Genomic DNA, 16,164 nt, shown 5'->3' with positions numbered 1-16,164 from the left:
GGCATATCCGCACTTCAGATTGAAGGAGCGGGTTATGAGCATAGGCGTCGTCATCAAAGGCGGAAACGCGCGACGGATCGATTTGAAAACCGGCGCGGATAAGGGATCGGTTGGCATGAGCGGAGCGGTCGCCGCCGCTAGCGATGGCGACTGGATTGTCGCGGTCTACAAAGATGGCCGAGCGCGTCGCTATGAGACTAGGAACGGCAGCGATCGGGGATCAGTCGGCATGAGTGGCGTGACCGGATGCGCCATATCCAGCGGTGTAATTTTGTTGAACTATGTTAGCCAAAGGGCGCGGCGCTACGATGCTCGGTCGGGAGCGGATCGCGGCAGCGTCTGAATGCGCGGGGGCGCAAAAGGGGGATGGAATGACCGAGTTTCTTACTCGTCGTGCTCTTAGCGAGCGCATCCAGGAGATCATCCGCGGAGGCAATGCGAGATGCGCTGTGGCGTTCCTCGGCAAGGGGGCTGCCGAATTCTTGAGCGGGGGCGGCGGCGTAGCGACGCCGAAGATCATCTGCGACATCTCGATGGGATGCACTTCGCCGCATGAACTCGAGGCTCTAGGCGCGCCAGACGCTCCCAGTCTGAAGCATGTCAAAGGTCTGCACGCCAAGGTCTACATCTCTGACCGTGGTCTAATCGTGGGTTCCGCGAACGTCTCGGACAACGGGATCGGCTTCGAGATCGAGCATGAGGCGCGCTTCGTTGAAGCAGGGGTGTTTCATTCGCCGGAGACCTCGGTCTGGCGTGAGGCTTCCGATTGGTTTGATGAGCTCTACCGCGGCGCCGAACCTCTGTCGGCTGAAGCTTTGGAAAGCGCGCGGGCGTCTTGGCGTGTCGGGCCGCGGGAAGAGGGGCGAGCGCTGAGAGCGGGATCTCTTCTGGACCTAGTCAGGGCTAAGCCGCAGCATTTCGCCAATATAGGCTTTGTGTTCACTGGCATCGCGAGCACAGAAGAACAGCGCAATGCTGCGCGAGAGGCGGCGACGGAACGGCTAGGGGAGGATGCTGGCGCGCCTTTTGCGTCCTGGCCGGCAGACGATATGTTTTGCGGCTGGGGCGCTGAGGATTTGGCTCAATGGCCTAGCCTCTTCTTTGAGTTTTGGATCCCGAGGAACCGCTTGTCCGTCTATGCGCGCGATATGCGTTTCAAAGAGCTGAAAACGGGTTCGGTTTTTACGACGACCAAGCAGCGAGGCTGGCGTTCCAAGCTCGGTGTACGAATGCCGTCTCTCGAAGAGATCGGGATCAAAGATGCAGCGCTTGCCAGGCGGATCGTTGAGGAGCGGGGCAGCGTGGTGTTCCCCTCGGGCTACGCTCTACGTGAGGAGTTAGAGGGGATGGCGAACTGATCTATCTCGACCTCCTTCGGCGAGGTTTTCGGTAGGGCGGCGGGCCGTCATTCTCAGCCGATGCGTCCGCCGAGTTGGTGTAGCGCGCGCTCTTTTAGTTGTCGTTGGCTGCGTCCGGCCGAAGCAGGACTTCTGCTATGGCGAATGCGCCGAGCAAAACACCCGCAATCATCAGCATGACGGCGAACGACGTCGGGGAAGTGCGAGACATGCCGAGCAGCATGCCGAAAACGGCTATCGTCGCGCCGAGGCAGAAGAGGGCGGCCGGCCGCAGATTGGAGCGGGAGCGGAGGGCTCGGATAATGCGGGCAGCGGTGCTGTTGAGCGAGGCTGTGATCATTGCGCTGCGAGACGCCGTAGTTCTTCGACCCGGGCCTCGCAGGCCTCATGCACGACCTCGCGCAGGACGACGATGCGTTCGGTGAGGAAGGCCAATTCTTCGTCGGTGATGCGGTAGTGGCGTGAGTAGCGGGCTTTGACGTAGGCCGCGCGGAGGAGTTCGAAGCAGCGCTTCTGGAACTTGGTGTCGTGGGGCCAGACGTCGCGGAGCTTCGGCTCCAGCGGCTCCGTCATGTTGCGGAGGCGAATGAGGTTGTGGCTCTTGGGGGAGTAGAAGGTCAGGACCTGCAAGAGGCCCTGATAGATGTTTTCGGTCGTCTGATGCAGAAGGAAGGCGGCCTTTTTCGTAAAGCCTCGCTTGCGCGCAGCATCGGCCAGAAAGAAGAACTCTTCGGCATCCTCCTGCCATTCCTCGAAGTATCCCGAGGCCTCTTCCAGAGCTGTTGCCGGGGGCAGGGGCTGCGGCTCGGAAAAGGTCGCGCCGGGCGTGTCCTTCAGGACCACGCCGTCGCGGGCGATGTCGATGAAGAAGCCGCGCCCGTGCTCCAGCTTCCAGTTCACGTCGTCCAGGCTATGGACGATCAGGCTGACGGGCGTGCGCATGGCGCCCGCCGACAGTTCGGCCAGCAGTCGCTTCTCCACATCTTCCCAGAACTCGAAGTCGGTCAGGTCCTCGTGGTCCACGACGACAAGAAGGTCGAAGTCCGAGAAATACCGCCCGACCGGATCGTGGACCCAGTCGCCGCGCGCATAGCTGCCGAACAGGATGATCTTGAGGATGCGGCCGTTCTTCAGCCGGTCGGCGCGCCGCGTGGAGATGGCCTTGGCGAAGCCGTCCTGAATGATCTCGACGGCGGCGTCGAGTTCACGCTGTTTCGCGAGCGGCAATTTCCTCAGCGGACGTTTCATGCCCGGAGTCTCCGAAATGCGGAGCCGACAAGCAAGAGTCGAAACGCCCCGATCAGCGTATATACCTAGGCTGTCGCGCTCATAATCGCTAGGCTAGCCGCTGCGGGCGCCGGTTCCATAGGGCGTCGTCTGTTCGCCGTAGGGCCGGTTCGCCGGAGAATCGTCGCGGCGTCGCCTGAAAGTCCCGGGCCTCCACACAGAGGTTCCAACGCCCGCACCTTTCCCTTTCCTTCAAGACTGGAAGTGACTCCCAGCTGACCTTGAGCGCGTCCGCTGTCGGGCACCCAGATCACCACGCACAAGGCTAATGGCTCAGCCAGACGGGCATTCTTTAAGACGGGCCAGGGTTGAAGGTCGGCCGAGCTTCAATATGATCTTGCCGAAGGGAAGGGGGGCAGCGTTCCGGGCTAGGACTACTACCAAGGCCACCTGACTGAGCGTTCTTGAGCCATTCCAACAAGGCGTTCTCTACCGGTCAGGCCTCGCGCAGCCCATGCCAGGCTCCAACAATGTCGCTCTGCCGACCAAATGGCAACGCCCAGAAATGAAGGCTGCCCCGGCTCGCTCGCGCGCACGTAGTAAACAAGCTAGACTTAACCATATCTGCGGAGGTCCCTATCCCTTGGATAACCTAATGGCTAAGCTCCCCAATTTCAGCCCGACTAACGAGCGGCGTAATCGCTGGGACTTGGTTAACGACAAGACCGACCGCATCGTGAAGTTTTTTGACACGAAGGACGAAGCGACCAAGGCCGACGCGTTGCGAGGCGCGGTCGGCGCCGACGGCAGTTCCGGGAAAATCAAGAAGGAAAACGCCCGCTTCCAAGAGGGGAGCACCTATCCCCGGAGCGCCGACCCGAAGTCGTAGAAGGGATAGAGGCCATGAACTACCTCGACACCGCCGCTCAGGTTTGGAAGATCGTCCGCGCGATCTCCCCGGCTATCGTCGCCGTGACAACCATCGCGGGCATTTGGCTTTGCGTGTCGGGGTTCATTCCCGTGCTCGTTCGTTTGGGAAACGGTCTGAAACGGCGGAGGATCGCTATCTTCGCCAAGGGCGACATGCGCGACAGCCTCCACGCGCTCTTCGCTGACAGCAAACTTTTCAACACCAAGAACATCATCAGCGTGACCCACGAAGGAGACTTCGGCCGCGCCGAGGACGCCAGCGTGTTTCTCGTTCACTGGCCGGACTGGCCAGACGAGATGGCGCGGATTATCGCCTTGAAAAAGGATGCCGCACCGCTCGTCGTATATGCTCCGCAAGGCAAGGGGGTGGTCCCCGCGCAGACAATTGCTCTGCTTGAACAGCAGCGGAACATCGCTCTGGCCAACCTGCGTGGCCGTCTTCTCAACGACGTCATCGCTAGCCTGATCACAAGCTCTTATGAAAAAAAGTAGGCTGAATGACCTGTTTCGCGCCTATGCGCGCGATCACCTCTCGCCGACACCGGGCGAGCGAGATTTCGTGTCCGACGTGTATGCTTCCGTGCAGAACGTCATCGGCGCCGTAAACTCGCTTCAGATCGGCTCCTACCCTCGCTACACGGCGATTACACCGCTGCACGACCTCGACGTCCTCTACATCCTCGGCAACTGGGACCCAGCAAATCACGATCCCGCGCAAGCGCTCGCGGTCCTTGAGGCTCGCCTTGATGCCGAATATGTCAACCCGACGCACTACCGTGTGGAAATCTCACCACAGACGCACTCCGTAACAATCAAGTTTCTGGAAGGTGACAAGCAGGTCTTTGGTGTCGATATCGTGCCGGCCTACCGCCATGGCACCAACGACCGTGGCCAGGACATGTACGTCGTCCCGGAAATCGTTACGCGCGCTCATAGGGAGCGCGCGCGGTTCCGCGAAGCCGTAGTGAGCGGTGCTCGACAGATGACGTGGATCGCATCGGACCCGCGTGGGTACATCGCTGTAGCTGGTGAACTGAACCAGGTGAACGACGATTTCCGCAAGGCGGTGAAGTTCGCGAAGGGGTGGCGAGCGTCATGCAAAGCGGCTGACGACGCCTTCCCGTTGAAGTCGTTTCATCTTGAACAGGCGATCACCCGGTGGGTCGCTGCGAACCCCAGAGGCGAGATCTTCGACATCGTATTCGCGTTTTTTTGCGCGCTCCCCGATTTCATCCGCTATCCCCAAATTCCGGACCGCGCCGACCCTCGCAAGAACATTGACGAGTATGTCGCTGGCTTGAACGAGATGGATCGGCGCAAGGTGATCGAAGCGCGCGACGGCTTCCTCATCAAGCTTGAGAACTTTGAGGAAGGCCAAGATGTCGGTGAACTGCTTGCCGTGTCGCGCCGCAAGCGGCGGAGCGTGACCGAAGCCTACCTATTCGACGAGAGCATCCCGATGTTGACGGAGAGAAACTTCGACATCATCGGCGAAGTCCAACCGCGCGACGGCGGTTTCCGCGCCTTCATACTCGACAAGCTTGGCATCATCCAGGTCAACAGGGCCATCAAGTTCAGGCTTGGGCGCGATGCCCCTCCGGCCGACCTCTACAAGTGGAAGGTCAAGAATGACGACAGCACGCCCCAACCGCGCGGCGAAATCACCGATCATCGCACCATGCAGGATCCTGAACATACCAAATACGATGGGGAGCACTTCGTTGAGTGCTTCGCGATCCGAGAAAATGCTTGCATCGCGCGCAGCCGGCAGAATGTGGTTTTGAAATCTCTGTGGTAGTAGCCACCCGCACATGGACATACTTCGACAGTGAGCTGGCCCTACGCGACAAGTCAGCCATACAACCGTTGTGACACCTTTCAGACCGACAGTCTCGCTTCGGCCGATTAGGACGCGTCTTGGGCGGCGGCCGGAATCGCCTATTAGGATGCCAGCCTACACGCGTGGAGGTTGCTATGGCTTATGACGCTAAGGTGCTGCCAGTGATGATCGCATCGCCGAGTGACGTGAGTGGTGAGCGAAAGATCGTGCGAGATGCGCTGGCGGAATGGAACGTGATTCATTCGCAGGAACGACAAGCTGTGTTCCTGCCGGTGGGGTGGGAAACCCATTCATCACCGGAGATGTCCGGGCGACCACAGCAAATCATCAACGATCGGCTCTTGAAGCATTGCGACCTTCTAGTTGGCATCTTTTGGACGCGCGTCGGTAGCGACACCGGAAAAGAGATCAGCGGTTCGATCGAGGAAATTCGCGAGCACAAGAACGCCGGTAAACCAGTGCTGTTGTATTTTTCGGAGGTCCCTGTCAGGCCAGGTGGGGTCAACGACGATCAGTGGACCAAGCTCTTGGAGTTCAAGGAATGGGCGAAAGCGGAGGGATTGTTCTCGACATATGAGACGATCGATCAGTTTAGGTCCGACTTTCCGCGCCACCTGGCTCTCACACTGAAAGACAACGAGTACCTCCAATCGTGTTTGGCGGCGCCTGATGACGCTCCAGACTTTGTCAGCATTCTCGAGCGTGGTCTGCGCGAAGTTCACGTTAGCGAGCAAGCCGAAGCTCTCCTAAGAGCGGCTGTGGCCGGTGACGGCGACGTCATGCTCAATGAGTATCTTGGCGGCGCATCTGTTCAGGCGGGAAGTGAGACGTTCCCTGCCAACACTCGGAAAGAGTTAGCAAAATTGAAGGCTGGAATCCAAGATTTGACCAGCGCCGGGTTGATCGAGGATCGCAGTTACAAAGGCGAAATCTTCGAGGTGACCCACGCTGGTTATCAGTACGCCGAGGAACGGGGGGGGGGCCGGTCAGCGACGCCGAAGCTGACTGAGCGTGAGGGCTGTTAGCGAGGGGGATTTAAGGGAAGTCACCCTCATTGGATCCTGAGCACTCCGAGACGACGTTGTTCGCCGAAAGGTTTTGCGGTCTCTTTGCTAGTGGAATGTCCGCTTGTCGGTCGGGGGACAATGTCGGCTGCTGACGCAATTCAGATACGCTGCCCACAGACCGTCACTTTGAAACCGGTCGGGGCAGAGTGCGTCGAGATCGATCTTCCATAGGTCGGCGCTAAACGCTTTATGATTCACATTGCAACGGTCTCCAGAGCGCGTAGATTGAGACTGATCGGGGCGGGGAGGCACCGATTTGCGCGTTGGGACAGCGGGGACCGGGTGAGCAAGACGAAACGGACCAACCCGGTCATCCTGAAGTCAGGGATGTCGATCGGTACAGGCAATGCCGAGTCTGACGATGATCTCCTTTTCGAATGTTTCGTCACCTACCCGCCCGTCGATGAGGCGTTGAAAGTCGGGTCAGCGGGAATGATCCTCGCTGGCAGGACGGGTTCTGGCAAAACCGCCATCATCCGATATGTCCAGCAGCAGCAGACGCACACCTCCGAGATCGACCCCGCCGAGATGTCGATGAGCTATGTCGCCAACTCCGATGCGCTGAGATTCCTTCACGCCATCGGGGCCGATCTCGACCTTCTATTCCAAGTGCTCTGGAAGCACGTTCTCTGCTTGGAATTCATCCGATTGCGATGGGGTGTCGATAACGCCGCTAAGTCGATGACGATATTCGACAAGATTGTTTCCAGGTTTACCAAGGACGACCGGAAGAAGCGGGCGGTAGCCTATCTCCAGGAGTGGGGGAACAAATTCTGGATCACCATGGACCAGAACATCAAGGAGATCACGGAAGCCTACGAAAACCGCCTCAACGCCGAGTTCGGCGCGGAGATTTCGAAATTTAAGGCTGGCGGCCAGTACGAGAAACGGCTGAGCACCGAAAAGAAGAGCGAACTGGTCGCGCGCGCTAGAGACATTGTTAGCGCTGATCAGCTTCGCGATCTGCACGGTGTTGTCGAAATGCTCGCATCGACCTCCAATGAAGATATGCAGCAGTGCTTTATCCTCATCGACAAGCTCGATGAGCGTTGGGTCGACGAGTCTATCCGCTTCAGGCTCATCCGAGCCCTCATCGCCTCGCTCAAGTCGTTTAAGGCGGTGCGCAATCTGAAAGTCCTGGTCGCCCTGAGGACGGACATCCTCGAGAGAGTCGTTCAGGAAACGAGCGACATCACCTTCCAGCGCGAGAAGTTCGAAGACCACTTTATCCATATCCGATGGTCGAAAAGTGATCTAAGGCAGCTAGTCGACAAGCGTCTTTCGACGGTGCTTCGACGGCAGTACACGGGCGTGAATATTGCTTTCAAGGACGTGTTTACCAAGAATATAAATGACGTGACCCCCGTTTCTCATCCAGCCATAACGAGAGTCCGAGGTTGATCTGAGTAGAGGTTGGCTGGGTTGGCAATAGGGCGGCCTGCGCAGCCCTCAACCAGCGCAGCAGACCGCCCGACGTTTCCAGCAAGGGTGTGCGCGTAGGCCTGCGGCGTCAGCCAGCCGAGTTTCGAGTGCGGTCGCCTCTCGTTGTAATCGCGCCGCCAAACCTCCAGCACCGCGCGGGCGTGCGGCAGGGAGCGGAACAGCGTCTCGTTCAGCAACTCGTCACGCAGGCGCCCGTTAAAGCTCTCGTTGAAGCCGTTCTGCTGGGGCTTGCCTGGTGCGATGTAGTGCCAGCCGACGCCGGTGTCGTCGGCCCAGGCCAGGACGGCGTTCGAAGTGTATTCCGTGCCGTTGTCGCTGACGATGGTGTCCGGTCGGCCCCGCTGCCGGATGACGGCGTCCAACTCCCGCACCACTCGCGCGCCCGACAGCGAGGTATCGGCCACCAGCGCCAGGCATTCGCGGGTGCAGTTGTCGATCACCGTCAGGATGCGCAAGCGCCGCCCGTCCGTCATCTGGTCGGCGACGAAGTCCAGCGACCAGCGCTGATTGGCGACCAGCGGCAGGTCCAGCGGTCGCCGCGTGCCCATCGCTCGCTTCCGCCCGCCGCGCCGGCGCACCGTCAGCCGTTCCTCGCGATAGATCCGCTGGACCCGCTTCTTGTTGACCGCATGGCCCTCGCGCCGCAGCAGGACGTGCAGGCGGCGATAGCCGAACCGGCGACGCTCCTGGGCGAGGGCTTTCAACCGGTCGCGCAGGGCGCCGTCGTCCGGCCGCGTCGCCTGATAGCGCACGCTCGTCCGATCGACGCCCAGAGCACGGCACGCCCGCCTTTCGCTCAACTCGTAGGCGGCCTGCAGATGACCAGCCGCCTCGCGCCAACCGGCGGGCGTCACCACTTTTTTCCCAGCAGGTCCTTCAGGGCCACGTTGTCCAGCATCGCGTCCGCCAGCATCCGCTTGAGCCGGGCGTTCTCGTCTTCAAGCGTCTTCAGCCGCCGAGCCTCCGACACGTCGAGCCCGCCGAACTTGGCCTTCCATTTGTAAAAGGTCGCCGAGCTGACCCCGTGACGCCGACACACCTCCGCCGTCGTCACACCGGCCTCCTGCTCCCGCAGAATCCCGATGATCTGCTCTTCTGTGAACCTTGATCGCTTCATTCTGTCCGTCCTTCTTTAGGGCGGACTCTAGTTATTCCTGGAGGAGATTCAGGGGGTCACGTCATAAAGAATAAAGATCCGTTCGAATATTTGGTTGAGCGCTCCCATATGCGCCCCCGAGATTTGATCGCCTTCGTGAACGAATGTCTGACGGCGTCGGATGGACAGTACGAAGTGGCGCCAACGCATATCCAGCGCGCTGAAGGGGAATATTCGCGGAAACGACGGGATGCGCTGGTGCAAGAGTGGAAAAGCACCTTTCCGAGCCTTTCTGAGATGTTGTCTTTCGTCACCAGTGAGAAGTCAGTTTCGATCAGCTACGTGACCCTGCTCGACAGCGCCAAGTTGGAGGAGCTGGCGCTCAACGTCGGCAGCGGTAAAAAGGTCTCGTATGATCCGATCTATGACTTGTGCCAGGCGGTCTGCGACACCAAGCACAGTGCAAAAGAAGTGCTTCTGAAAAATGTGTTGTCCATCCTCTATCGGGTCGGTGCGGTATCGCTGAAGACTCGTGAGGAGGATCGCTTTATCGTCTCGCATCTCGACGAGCCGTTGGTCTCGCCCGAACTAATCGCCTCCTCCACTCACGTCCGGGTGCATCCGATGCTGCATGGCGCATATCGGCTCAACGAATATGGTCAGTGGAAACGCTAACGGCGACTTTCAATCCCGTCGAGGCTGTAGAGGCTCGCCGTGGCTTTGACTATTCTGGTTCGGCCGCCCGCCGCTGGATGTCCGCTTACAGGGGGCATGCCAATGTCCGGTGCTGGCGCATTCCGGAAATCCGCATGGGCAGGTCCAGTCTGGACCGACCGTTTTGACCGGCCTGACACAAGCCGGCGCTTCGCAGTATCCGGTTTGATGGCGGCGCTTGAACCAAGTTCCATGCTTACGCAAAGAAGTGCCGAGTCTTGGGGCTGAGGGTTCGTCCGCCGCGTCGATCGAGGGTGACGCGAATAGTGCGACCGAACCTGACGCAGTAGCCTCTTACGTCCGGCGCACGCATTCGTCGTTCCTGCACGCTTGGAGAGGTCATGGACGCGTGCTTGGACAACCCATGTGAACAAGCGTAACTATAAGTAGGTCGATGAGGTCTGTCTGCCGACTGTGCGGGCGCGGCATCGGTCGCGGGGTCAGGTCGATTTCAGGACAGCGGTCATGGCATTTTTCGACGCGGCGGAACTTGACGCCCTCAAAATCAAGCAGATGGTCTTTCATCTAGTCGGTCCCAGCGACGCCGACTTCGTGACCTTGGACACCGTCGACCCGGGCAAGTTCCAAGATTTCTTCATCCAGCGTATCCGCTCGGTCAATTCCGGCGTGCCCTATCTCTTCACGGATGCATCGTCGACGCGGGAGCGCCTCGCGCGCATCTCTGCCGATCCAAACGTTTTCCAGGAGGAGAGCGAGCGTCTCGCCGAGGATTTTCAAAGCGTGCATGGCGGCGGCACGGCACCCGGCGCCTTTCTCGTCTTTCGGCTGGAGGCGGATGGCAAGGAGGTGTTCGCTCTCCTCAAGTACGACGATGAAACCGTCCTGACCTACGATGTTCAAGAGAGTCCTGACGGTCGGCGCCATGTCCAGCTCGAGGAGATCGAGCGCACCTTCGTGCAGAACCCCGACGCCCTGCAGAAGTCGGCGCTGATCCGGTTGACCAACGATGGTGCTGGCGAGCTGACCGTGCTGGATCGGCGCAACCAGCAGAAAGTCGCCCGCTATTTTGAGGGGTTTCTAGCGGCGCGGCGCGTACATGACGACGCCCGCCTGACCGAAATCTTGGCCAATGTCACGCGCGATGTCATTCGCCGAAACCGGGATCTCGTCGATGAACACGTTTATCGCGAAGCCGGTCAGCGCGCCTACAACGCCGCTTCGGCCGGAGGCGAATTGAAGGGCGACGAACAGAGACGTTTCCTCGAGACCGTCCTCGGCAAAGCGTTACCGGACGACCACCCCCTACTAGCCAAGTTCAGGAACGCGTTGCGCAGCGCCCGGATCGAAGCGGCGCCGGTCACGTTGGACGCCACCAGCCTGCGCAAGCCGTCCGTGATGCGTTATGTGACTAAGAACGGAATCCAGATCCGGACACCCAGCGACATGGTCGAACGTGTCGTGGTCGAGGCAAGCCGGATCATCATCAACGACCCGGTCGATCGTAGCTATGACGACACCGCAAAGGATAGCTGAACTCATCGGACGGACGACGGCGCGCGAGGATCGCGACGAACGTCCCGGCCACCTTGTTCTGCGCGCCAGCCTAGACGATCCCGCGTCACGTGCTGAATGGCTGGCGCTTCGAAAGGAGCCTCCGCCCTTCATCGGCAATGTGGCCATCACCGAGATCGACGACGACATCGAACTTGACGAGCATGCCCCACCGGAGCCGGGAGGCGTCTATCGCATCACGATCAAGACGGCGACAGTCGCCGGCCAGCTCAGGCTATTCCTCTCCGCCTCGCTTGCGGCCTGGATTGACCAGACCGCAGAGGTAGACGTGGTCATGATCGCAGATATGGGGCCAGAGGAAACCTTCGCGACCCGGCGCGCACGGTTTCAACTATGGACGACGGAAGAGCCTGAGGCCTTCGCACCGTCGGAGCCTGCGGCGGACCCTCGCGCCTTCTGCTCGGATTTCACCGGTACCCATCAGACTCCGTCAGACATCAGGCCCTGGCTTATCCGAAGCGCGCCGGCGCGTCAGGGCGAGAGTTGGGCGATATGGACGGAGGCTTCATCGCGCAAGCTAATGGCCGCGATCAGCGACGGGGTTTCCAACAGCACCCACGGTCTCCTTTACCATTTTAGCGGCCCGCCCGCCTGCACCCTGTCCTTAACGGACGCCGAGGTCACCGCCCTGAATCCCGAGTTGCAGGCAGCCGCCAAGTGGATTTTCCTTGAGGGGCGGGACGCGGACACGCGTCATATGTTCATGGCTGCAGAATGGGCGAGAACCCATCGCGCCGGCGCGGCGGGTCAGCTCGGCAAGGGGAGCCTCGCCTCGGCCATGGCAGCCTGGTCCGCTTACGCGAAGTCCGGCAGCAAGGAAACGCTTAAGGCCCTCACGGACCTGCGTAAGGCTGTCGTCGACGAAGGTCAGAAGGCCGCGCAACGCGCCCAGGATATGGCCGGTGCCATGTGGAAGGACATCGCCATCGCCAGCGTGCCCTTCCTGCTTAAAATCCTTCCGGATGTCTCCAAGTTGGCAAGTCAGCGTCTAGCCGGGGCGTTCGCCTTGATCGCCGCCGCCTTTCTGGTTTTCTCCTTTGGGATCCAAGTTTATATCAACAGCCGCTACTTCCGAACCCAGGCCACGGCGCGCGGCGTATGGAAGCGCGCCTTGAATACAGCCCTTACACCCGACGAGGTCGAGGAGTTCAGCGAGGTGCCGATTCAGACCGGCATCGCTGACTATGAAAGGGTGCGGCTTGCGATCGGCATCGTCTATGCGGTTCTTGTAATCGCTTTGCTCGTTTACGCCGTGGCGAACCTCTCGGCACGCGTTCCGACGCCCCCTGCGTCGGCGAGCCCTGCTGTGGCCGAAACGAATGTAGAAAACGCGCCGACAACGAACATCCGCCCCTCAACCGCGTCCAAGGCTCCAAGTTCCACGACCAAACATTTTGCTACTGCACTCGACGGACCATTGGCGGATCCGGGGCGAGCTGATCCCACCCCCCGTTCTGGTGACACGTCCAGTTCTGCGCCCGCCGCGCCTGCCGCATCGACGTAGAGCCCAACCGGATCGCGAGCTCGGGGATACCCATGACATGCGTGCAGACCTCGCCTTCGTGAGGCGCCTTCCTCACCCGCCCGTCCAGTTCCATGAAGGTCTCGAACAACATCTGTCGCGCATGGAGCATCGGTAGGAGCGCGCGGCTCAGCGCCGGATCGCTCTCGATGGTGTCGCGGACCGCCACGTCGAAGGCACGCCGGCTTCAAGACTAGGCGGCCGATCATAAGACACGAGCCCTAGGAACCGTTCGCACGCAACGCTAAGATTAAAGTAAGCGCGAGCGAATCTGATCGTGCCCAAGTGGCGTGATGCTCGTGGGTGGGCGGGCACGGAGCGGTATGGCGAGCGACATTCGTAAACTTCTTTGGGCGGACCTCGCGACGGCGCCCTCCTCGCCGGGAATTTACGCCTGGTATTGCCGGCCTCAGATCACCGATTTTGACCTAAAGGCGACGATAAAGGCGATCCACGACACCCGGACGGAAGATCGCGCGAAGGCCGAGGAGACGGCGCGATCGATGTTGGACGATCGGGTATTCAAGCCGTTCCGGGAGGAGCCCTATCACGCGGTGATCGCAGGGCCGCTCAAGGCCAGCTATAACGGTCCGCTGGAACATGAGTTCAAGGTCTCGGAAAGTCTAGTGACGCGAGTGGTGGATGAGCCGGATCGCCTAAATGTAATCAGAGACGTCCTCGAGCGATCCGCTCCGATGTTCGCTAGTCCGCTCTACATCGGCATGTCGGTGAACCTGCGGTCGCGATTGGGCCAGCATAAACGCCTAATTGAGCGGTATCGACAGATGCGGCTGAGGGAGACGCCTCAGTTGCAGAGCAGCGACGCCGGCTTCGCCTGGCAGATCGCGAAGCGCGAGATTTCTCCGGACCGATTGTTTGTGTTCACGTGCGAGATCGGCGATGCCGACGATGGCACCGCCACCGACATCGAAAACATCCTCAATCGCCTCTACTACCCCATTCTCGGACGGAACTGACATGAGCCTGAATCTGAGCGTCACCTCTGCTCTGAACCTCACCCTTGAGGGCTCGACGGGCAGCTTCAGCGTCGGCCGTGACGCGGGGTCGAATCAGACCGTCGAGGTGAAGTATTTCCTGACCCATGTCGGTCTTAACCTGATGTCGGGTTCGAATGAGGAACTTCTGCGTCACCTCGCCCCGGTCCGCGAGGTGTTCCCATCACGGGACCTGGATTTCAACGAGTTGATGCAGCGCGACATCGACGACGCGCGCGTTTCGTCCGAGCTCGTGCCCTATCTGCTCGATCGGAAGTCCCGCGATCTGGTGAAGCTGTTTCCGCCGATCGTGGTGGTGGTTATGCCGGTCGAGGCCAACGCCAACCGTCCCGCGCCGCGGTATGCGAAGGTGACGCATGACCAGCGCGTGGAGGCGGGCCACCCCTCGGAGATCCTACGGTCCGGCGAGGCCGGCCAAGAGATGTTTGAATTTATCCAGCCGTCGGTCGGCGGAAAGGTCTTTCAGCACGACCTCGTCCGCTTGAAGCTGAACACAAATCGGACACGTCTGGTCATCGTTGACGGCCAACACCGAGCCATGGCCTTGCTCGCGCTTTACCGGAACCTGAAGCAGGATTGGGAAGACAAGAACAAGGCGCCTTACCGCGACTATTATGAAGAGTGGACGCCGAACTACATCCTGGGTTTTGAGCTGGCGAACATAAGTCTGCCTGTGATGTTTTGCACGTTCCCGGCTTTGGATGAGACGTTCGAAGGCGACTATGACGTCATACAGGCGGCGCGATCGATCTTCCTAACACTGAACAAGACTGCTCGCCAGGTTTCCGCGTCGCGGAACCGGCTGCTAGATGACAACGACATCATCGCTCTGTTCCTTAGAGACACGCTGTCCGCAATCAAGATGCGAGACGATGTCCACGCGCCGACGCCGTTGCGGATTCATAATATCGAGCTCGATCAAGCGCATGACCGGGTCCGTTTGGAGAGCTCTATCGCCCTCTCTGGCGTCAATCACATCTACTATTTGATTGAGCACATCATGCTCAATCGCTTGGAAGACGTGAGCGGAGCTAAGCCGCGCGCCGGCAGCTATTATCTTCGCTCTGACCTGGGCAACTTCGGCGCCATGCGGCGACTGGACGGTTACAATTTGTTGGGCGCTGACGTGGCCAGCAGCACTAGCCGCTTCATCTACACTGCCGAGGCTGGCGATGTTCTGGGGGCCGCTTTCCAAGAAAAGTACGGATCGGTCATCGTTTCGACCTTCGATCGGTTCGCGCCCTTCGACGCCCATGCGAGCGCCGCGCTGTGGCTGGATGAGCAGCTTCGAGCTCAGGCCAACACCAAGATCCGCCCGATCCTGTTCGAGGGGCAAGGAATCGGCCGGACTTTCGAAAGCCACCGCGCCTATCTCGCGGGCAAGGTGAGGGACAAAGAGTTCGGCGATGAGGCCCCCAAGCTTGAGGAGATTCTGGCGCGGTTGACCGCCACCCAAAAGCTGGTCGTAGAGTTTGAAGCCAAGTTCAAGGAAGAGCGAGCCCAGCGTTTCATAATGGGAGCGTCGGATCGCAAGGTGTTGCGAACCGATGCGGGCGCGCCTCTCCCCAAGGTCGTGGCCTTCGTGACCTGGCTCTACGAAAACGTCTTCACGACTGTGGCCTTCCAGACGGCTTTGGTCGCGGGCTTCTTCGGCGAGTTGGAGCGGGCGAACATCGAGCGCGAGAAGGATGGGGTGCCCGCTCTCGATACGACCGAGGCGTTCAATGTCTTCATCAAGGACATCAACGCCTTCTTCCAGGTCGAGCGGGCGAACGATTTCCGTCGCCTCGTGGAGTTGTTTCAGGGGGCGCTTGGAGAGAACATCGGCGAGTGGAAGATCACGCCGTCTTCGTCGACTTTCACTCGGGTGGTCTCCCGGCAGGAGATGCAGCCGGCCCAATGGCCCAAGTACAAATATCTGCTGCTGGAACTGTGGCGTGCTGCCGATACGCCGTTGGCGGATACGCTCACCGCGCAACGCGACATCGCGCGCCGACAGATTTTCAGCTCGCTGGAGAAGGAATACCAGAAGGAGTTCCTAGAGCGGCATCTGCGTCGCGAAGAGACCTTGACCGCCGCGGAGCGCGCGGAGATCCGCACCGACGCCTATAACGCCTTCAGCAAGTTCCTTCGCAACCTCGGCTGGAAAGCTTTGGAGGTTCCCTCGAAGAAGTCTCTTGTGGAGACACCCCAAGACGAAGATGCGACCGTCGCGCCGGAGATCCCGGCGGAGGAGTGGGAAGGCGTGGAGACAGTGCCGACCACGCTTGATGAGGACGCTTTAGAGATTTGATCGGTGAGCGGGGGCACGGTTCAACGCGCCCCCCGCGTGACTTGTGGCAGGTCACGCACATCTATCCGGCCGGAGCCGTAGACCATCATCGATCTCGATGGCCTCGTCGTGCAGAGCGTTGACCC

General features: G+C 60.0%; 15 protein-coding genes. 12 read left to right on the top strand and 3 right to left on the bottom strand.

Features of this window, described 5'->3' with window-relative positions; genetic code table 11:
- Positions 1-34 precede the first annotated feature (34 nt).
- Positions 35-343 (top strand): hypothetical protein, encoded by a 309-nt coding sequence (locus ACORJG_RS08375; protein WP_427788511.1) that lies wholly within the window; start codon positions 35-37, stop codon positions 341-343.
- A gap of 28 nt (positions 344-371) precedes the next feature.
- Positions 372-1,358 (top strand): phospholipase D family protein, encoded by a 987-nt coding sequence (locus ACORJG_RS08370; RefSeq protein WP_427788509.1) that lies wholly within the window; start codon positions 372-374, stop codon positions 1,356-1,358.
- A 94-nt stretch (positions 1,359-1,452) separates the two neighbouring features.
- Here ACORJG_RS08370 and ACORJG_RS08365 read toward each other — a convergent pair whose 3' ends face one another.
- Both ACORJG_RS08365 and ACORJG_RS08360 read right to left on the bottom strand, forming a co-directional pair.
- Entirely contained in the window at positions 1,453-1,698 is a 246-nt protein-coding gene (locus ACORJG_RS08365; RefSeq protein WP_427788507.1) for a hypothetical protein, read from the bottom strand.
- The gene (locus ACORJG_RS08360; protein WP_427788505.1) at positions 1,695-2,606 is read right to left on the bottom strand and encodes a HEPN domain-containing protein; all 912 of its coding nucleotides are present in this window, start codon (positions 2,604-2,606) and stop codon (positions 1,695-1,697) included. The genes ACORJG_RS08365 and ACORJG_RS08360 overlap by 4 nt, the downstream gene beginning before the upstream one ends.
- Positions 2,607-3,240: 634 nt before the next feature.
- On the opposite strand from ACORJG_RS08360, the gene ACORJG_RS08355 reads away from it, so the two are divergent.
- The 5 genes from ACORJG_RS08355 to ACORJG_RS08335 all read left to right on the top strand — a co-directional run bounded on the left by ACORJG_RS08355 (position 3,241) and on the right by ACORJG_RS08335 (position 7,823).
- Positions 3,241-3,474: a hypothetical protein gene (locus tag ACORJG_RS08355; protein ID WP_427788503.1), complete on the top strand. Its 234-nt coding sequence runs from the start codon at positions 3,241-3,243 to the stop codon at positions 3,472-3,474.
- Between the two features lie 14 nt (positions 3,475-3,488).
- Positions 3,489-4,007: a hypothetical protein gene (locus ACORJG_RS08350; RefSeq protein ID WP_427788501.1), complete on the top strand. Its 519-nt coding sequence runs from the start codon at positions 3,489-3,491 to the stop codon at positions 4,005-4,007.
- Complete coding sequence (locus ACORJG_RS08345) at positions 3,994-5,313, top strand: nucleotide-binding domain-containing protein (protein WP_427788499.1); 1,320 nt, start codon at positions 3,994-3,996, stop codon at positions 5,311-5,313. The genes ACORJG_RS08350 and ACORJG_RS08345 overlap by 14 nt, the downstream gene beginning before the upstream one ends.
- A gap of 176 nt (positions 5,314-5,489) precedes the next feature.
- On the top strand, positions 5,490-6,380 hold the full coding sequence (locus ACORJG_RS08340) for a hypothetical protein (protein ID WP_427788497.1): 891 nt from the start codon (positions 5,490-5,492) through the stop codon (positions 6,378-6,380).
- Between the two features lie 324 nt (positions 6,381-6,704).
- Positions 6,705-7,823, top strand: coding sequence for a P-loop ATPase, Sll1717 family (locus ACORJG_RS08335; protein ID WP_427788496.1), 1,119 nt, complete (start codon positions 6,705-6,707; stop codon positions 7,821-7,823).
- Here ACORJG_RS08335 and ACORJG_RS08330 read toward each other — a convergent pair.
- Positions 7,793-8,982 (bottom strand): IS3 family transposase gene (locus ACORJG_RS08330; RefSeq protein ID WP_427788494.1). Its coding sequence is split into 2 segments (ribosomal slippage): positions 7,793-8,730 and positions 8,730-8,982, totalling 1,191 coding nucleotides; the frame shifts between segments, so codons are not numbered across the junction. The two genes, ACORJG_RS08335 and ACORJG_RS08330, sit on opposite strands and share 31 nt — an antisense overlap.
- 123 nt (positions 8,983-9,105) lie before the next feature.
- On the opposite strand from ACORJG_RS08330, the gene ACORJG_RS08325 reads away from it, so the two are divergent.
- The 5 genes from ACORJG_RS08325 to ACORJG_RS08305 all read left to right on the top strand — a co-directional run bounded on the left by ACORJG_RS08325 (position 9,106) and on the right by ACORJG_RS08305 (position 16,039).
- Positions 9,106-9,636, top strand: a complete 531-nt coding sequence (locus ACORJG_RS08325) for a hypothetical protein (RefSeq protein WP_427788492.1) — start codon at positions 9,106-9,108, stop codon at positions 9,634-9,636.
- Positions 9,637-10,140: 504 nt separating this feature from the next.
- Positions 10,141-11,169 (top strand): nucleoid-associated protein, encoded by a 1,029-nt coding sequence (locus ACORJG_RS08320; RefSeq protein WP_427788491.1) that lies wholly within the window; start codon positions 10,141-10,143, stop codon positions 11,167-11,169.
- Positions 11,144-12,712, top strand: coding sequence for a hypothetical protein (locus tag ACORJG_RS08315; RefSeq protein WP_427788489.1), 1,569 nt, complete (start codon positions 11,144-11,146; stop codon positions 12,710-12,712). The genes ACORJG_RS08320 and ACORJG_RS08315 overlap by 26 nt, the downstream gene beginning before the upstream one ends.
- 341 nt (positions 12,713-13,053) lie before the next feature.
- Entirely contained in the window at positions 13,054-13,707 is a 654-nt protein-coding gene (locus ACORJG_RS08310) for a hypothetical protein (protein WP_427788488.1), read from the top strand.
- Position 13,708: 1 nt separating this feature from the next.
- A complete protein-coding gene (locus ACORJG_RS08305; RefSeq protein ID WP_427788486.1) occupies positions 13,709-16,039 on the top strand; it encodes a hypothetical protein in 2,331 nt (776 codons plus the stop codon).
- Positions 16,040-16,164: the final 125 nt, after the last annotated feature.

The sequence above is a fragment of the Brevundimonas diminuta genome (assembly GCF_050310045.1).
GTDB classification, from domain to species: domain Bacteria; phylum Pseudomonadota; class Alphaproteobacteria; order Caulobacterales; family Caulobacteraceae; genus Brevundimonas; species Brevundimonas diminuta_F.
This window is presented reverse-complemented; position numbering and strand designations above follow the sequence as displayed.

Excerpts from the sequence above, each read along its gene's own strand:
- ACORJG_RS08320 (WP_427788491.1), top strand. The coding sequence starts at position 10,141 with ATGGCATTTTTCGACGCGGCGGAACTTGACGCCCTCAAAATCAAGCAG.
- ACORJG_RS08305 (WP_427788486.1), top strand. The coding sequence starts at position 13,709 with ATGAGCCTGAATCTGAGCGTCACCTCTGCTCTGAACCTCACCCTTGAG.
- ACORJG_RS08350 (WP_427788501.1), top strand. The coding sequence starts at position 3,489 with ATGAACTACCTCGACACCGCCGCTCAGGTTTGGAAGATCGTCCGCGCG.
- ACORJG_RS08375 (WP_427788511.1), top strand. The coding sequence starts at position 35 with ATGAGCATAGGCGTCGTCATCAAAGGCGGAAACGCGCGACGGATCGAT.
- ACORJG_RS08310 (WP_427788488.1), top strand. The coding sequence starts at position 13,054 with ATGGCGAGCGACATTCGTAAACTTCTTTGGGCGGACCTCGCGACGGCG.
- ACORJG_RS08340 (WP_427788497.1), top strand. The coding sequence starts at position 5,490 with ATGGCTTATGACGCTAAGGTGCTGCCAGTGATGATCGCATCGCCGAGT.
- ACORJG_RS08345 (WP_427788499.1), top strand. The coding sequence starts at position 3,994 with ATGAAAAAAAGTAGGCTGAATGACCTGTTTCGCGCCTATGCGCGCGAT.
- ACORJG_RS08365 (WP_427788507.1), bottom strand. The coding sequence starts at position 1,698 with ATGATCACAGCCTCGCTCAACAGCACCGCTGCCCGCATTATCCGAGCC.
- ACORJG_RS08355 (WP_427788503.1), top strand. The coding sequence starts at position 3,241 with ATGGCTAAGCTCCCCAATTTCAGCCCGACTAACGAGCGGCGTAATCGC.
- ACORJG_RS08315 (WP_427788489.1), top strand. The coding sequence starts at position 11,144 with ATGACGACACCGCAAAGGATAGCTGAACTCATCGGACGGACGACGGCG.
- ACORJG_RS08370 (WP_427788509.1), top strand. The coding sequence starts at position 372 with ATGACCGAGTTTCTTACTCGTCGTGCTCTTAGCGAGCGCATCCAGGAG.
- ACORJG_RS08360 (WP_427788505.1), bottom strand. The coding sequence starts at position 2,606 with ATGAAACGTCCGCTGAGGAAATTGCCGCTCGCGAAACAGCGTGAACTC.